A 2,983-nucleotide genomic window follows, 5' to 3' on the forward strand; every position below is an offset into this window, starting at 1 on the left:
CTTTGCCGTGCAGATGGAGGGCAGCGCCGACAACGTGGTGTTGCGCTACACCGTTTCCAACCCGAACTATCAGTAAAGGCCGACACATGGAAATCCAGATTGTGACGCCAGGCGAGACGCTGGGCTACGCGTTGACAGGAAGCCTCCTGACCTTGGCGCTGAATGATGCCGAGCTGACGACTGATCTGGCTGCAGAGCAGGCGGACACGACGCGCCAGATCGAGATCCGCACAGATGGCACCAGCCTGTCGCGCACCGATGGCGATACCTACGCCGCACTGATCACGATACCGCCACGCCGCTACAGGGCAGGCATCGCCGTGACCAAGCCCGCCGACGGCGGGGGCGAGACCGAACAGACGCCCACACCGGTGGCGCTGCCGCTGGATGGAAACGCCATCACCCTGCAGCTGTGGGGCATGAACATCAACACCAATCAACGCGAGGCCTGATATGAGCATTGTTATTTCTGTAACCGACAGCCTGCGCCAGTCCGTCGAAGCCGCCACCGGCGGCAAGAATACCGTGCTGTACGACAGCAAGGGCTACCCGTCCATCATGGCGGTGATTCCTAAGTTCAACGTGCAGGACATCGACGCCAGCCTGGGCACCGGCGTTCACCCGGCCTTTGTGGTGGGTGGCGTTGAAAAGAGCGAGATCTTCGTCGGCAAGTTTCTGGCGACAACTCACGACGGTGTGGCTCTGTCACTGCCGGGCATGAATCCTGCGCGTAGCATCAACTACGACGGCGCCCACGCTCTGTGCCGTGCCAAGGGCGCCGGCTGGCACTTGATGACGAATGCAGAGTGGGCAGCCGTCGCCCTGTGGTGTTACAAAAACGGCTTTCAGCCGCGCGGCAATAACAACTACGGCCGCGACAGCGCGCAGACGTATGAAACTGGGCGCCGCGTCAGTGGTGGCAACCCAGGCGACGCCACCGGTGACGGCGCAACCCTGACTGGCTCGGGGCCGGTGTCGTGGTCGCATGACAATAGCGCAGCCGGTATCTGCGATCTGAACGGCAACGTGTGGGAATGGCAGGCAGGTCTGCGCGTCAACAACGGCGAGATCAACGTCATCCCGTACAACGATGCCGCGCTCGACAACGCCGATCACAGCGCCGCATCGGCCGCGTGGAAGGCCATTGATGGCGCATCGGGCGCCTACGCCGCAGCAGGCGCTGCCAATGCCGTGAAGTTCAAGCTGGCCGGCACGACCAACTACGGCCTGGTGCGCGCCTCGGGTGCAAGCTTTGAGGGCATGACCAACCCGGGCGCCGTGCCTGTTGGCGCGACAGCGCTGGCGCTGGCCAAACAGCTGGGCCTGTACCCCATCGCCAGCACGGGCTTGGGCGGTGACGGATTCTGGCTGAACGACACTGTCGAGGCGCTCCCGATCCGTGGCGGCGTTTGGAACAACGCCGCGACGACAGGCGTGTTCGCGCTCGACTGCCGCAACCCGCGCGCGGACGTGTACAGCGGCATCGGGTTCCGCCCCGCTCTTGAGGAAAGCCAGAAGCGGCCAGCCTACGGGCTTGCCGCCAGTGCGCCATCAAAAGGACGCGACATCCTCGCCTATTGGCGAAACATTAAACAAACCGTGCTGGTGAGTAGCAAAACGAAAGTCAGCACGCCCCCATGCCAAAAACTTATAACAACCTATTCCCGCAAATTTACGATTTCGAAAACCTGTATCAGGCCTACCGGAGAGCCCGCGCCGGCAAGCGAAACCGGCTTGAGGTGCTGCGCTTCGAGCAGGATCTGGAAGGCAACCTGATCCAGCTGCAAAATGAACTGATCTGGGGCATGTACCGGACAGGCCAGTACCGGCTATTTGACGTGTTCGAGCCCAAGCACCGTGTGGTGGCTGCGTTGCCGTTTCGCGACCGCGTCGTGCAGCACGCCATCGTCGGGGTGATAGAGCCGATATGGGAAGCACGTTTCCATTTTGATAGCTACGCCTGCCGCCCAGGCAAAGGCACTCACGCTGGCGCAGATCGGGCGCAGGATTTTTTGCGCCGCGTGCAAAGACAGCACGGACGCGTGTATGCGCTCAAGGCCGACATCGGCAAGTTCTTCGCCAGCATCGATCACGGCATCATCAAGCAGCTGATCCGCCGGCGCATCACCTGCGCGCCGACACTGGCGCTACTGGACGCCATCATAGATAGCACCGCAGAGAGCGGGCTGGCGCCAGTTGGCTTGCCGATCGGCAACCTGACAAGCCAGTTGTGCGCCAATATCTATCTGCATGAGCTAGACGATTACGCCAAGCACGCGCTGGGCGAGCGGCACTACTGCCGCTACATGGACGACTTCATCATCGTCCACCACGACAAGCAGCACCTGCATCGCGCCAGGGCGCGCATCGAGGACTGGCTGTGGCGCGAGCTACGCCTAAAGACCAACCACAAGACACAAGTTTTCCCGGTCGCCGTGCGCAATGGCCGCGCGCTGGATTTTTTGGGTTACCGGATCTACCCGACGCACCGACGATTGCGGGTGGACAGCATCAAGCGCATCAAGACCAAGCTGAGAAAGTTTAAGCGGCAATACGCGGCTGGCGAAATCAGCCTAAACGACATCACGCCCAGCATCAAAAGCTGGGTCGCCCATGCTAGCCATGCGCAGACGTTTGGGTTGCGGGCATCGGTGCTTGGCGCGTTCAAGCTAACAAGCCGAGCGGCTTAGCTCATATCGCAGCGTAGCGGACATGCTGCGCAGCAGTAGCGCAAGGCCGGCGTCTGAATTGGACGCGGCGGCATCAAGGCTGTCGCAAACATTGGCTAGCGTGTCGCGGGGGGTGCTGCCGATCATCGGATTGATTTGCATGGCGGTAGAGCGAGGGATGGATTGCATGGGGCCTCCGTGGGAAAGAGGCGAATTATGATTGCACGCACTCTCGCAAGCATCGGCGCATGCGCCAATGTCAAAAACCAAGCAAACGTGATAGCAACTCGGTGCGGTTGCGGGTGAATAGCTTC

Annotated in this window: 4 protein-coding genes; 3 read left to right on the forward strand and 1 reads right to left on the reverse strand. The window is 61.2% G+C overall.

Translation table 11 applies throughout. The annotated features are described in order from the left end of the window. Positions 1-86: 86 nt before the first annotated feature. From EGI20_RS16955 to EGI20_RS16965, 3 genes are read left to right on the forward strand one after another with little or no spacing between them, the layout of a single operon-like run. The gene (locus EGI20_RS16955; RefSeq protein WP_498631763.1) at positions 87-452 is read left to right on the forward strand and encodes a hypothetical protein; all 366 of its coding nucleotides are present in this window, start codon (positions 87-89) and stop codon (positions 450-452) included. Between the two features lies 1 nt (position 453). Continuing rightward, positions 454-1,776: an SUMF1/EgtB/PvdO family nonheme iron enzyme gene (locus EGI20_RS16960; RefSeq protein ID WP_498632888.1), complete on the forward strand. Its 1,323-nt coding sequence runs from the start codon at positions 454-456 to the stop codon at positions 1,774-1,776. Continuing rightward, positions 1,740-2,690, forward strand: a complete 951-nt coding sequence (locus EGI20_RS16965; RefSeq protein WP_498631769.1) for a reverse transcriptase/maturase family protein — start codon at positions 1,740-1,742, stop codon at positions 2,688-2,690. Before EGI20_RS16960 ends, EGI20_RS16965 begins: the two co-directional genes overlap by 37 nt. Here the strand turns inward: EGI20_RS16965 and EGI20_RS16970 are convergent. After that, positions 2,670-2,858, reverse strand: coding sequence for a hypothetical protein (locus EGI20_RS16970; RefSeq protein ID WP_498631537.1), 189 nt, complete (start codon positions 2,856-2,858; stop codon positions 2,670-2,672). The genes EGI20_RS16965 and EGI20_RS16970 overlap by 21 nt on opposite strands. Positions 2,859-2,983: the final 125 nt, after the last annotated feature.

The sequence above is a fragment of the Aquitalea sp. S1-19 genome, from assembly GCF_024343515.1.

Coding starts and splice junctions, on each gene's coding strand:
- EGI20_RS16970 (WP_498631537.1), bottom strand. CDS start 2,858: ATGCAATCCATCCCTCGCTCTACCGCCATGCAAATCAATCCGATGATC.
- EGI20_RS16960 (WP_498632888.1), top strand. CDS start 454: ATGAGCATTGTTATTTCTGTAACCGACAGCCTGCGCCAGTCCGTCGAA.
- EGI20_RS16955 (WP_498631763.1), top strand. CDS start 87: ATGGAAATCCAGATTGTGACGCCAGGCGAGACGCTGGGCTACGCGTTG.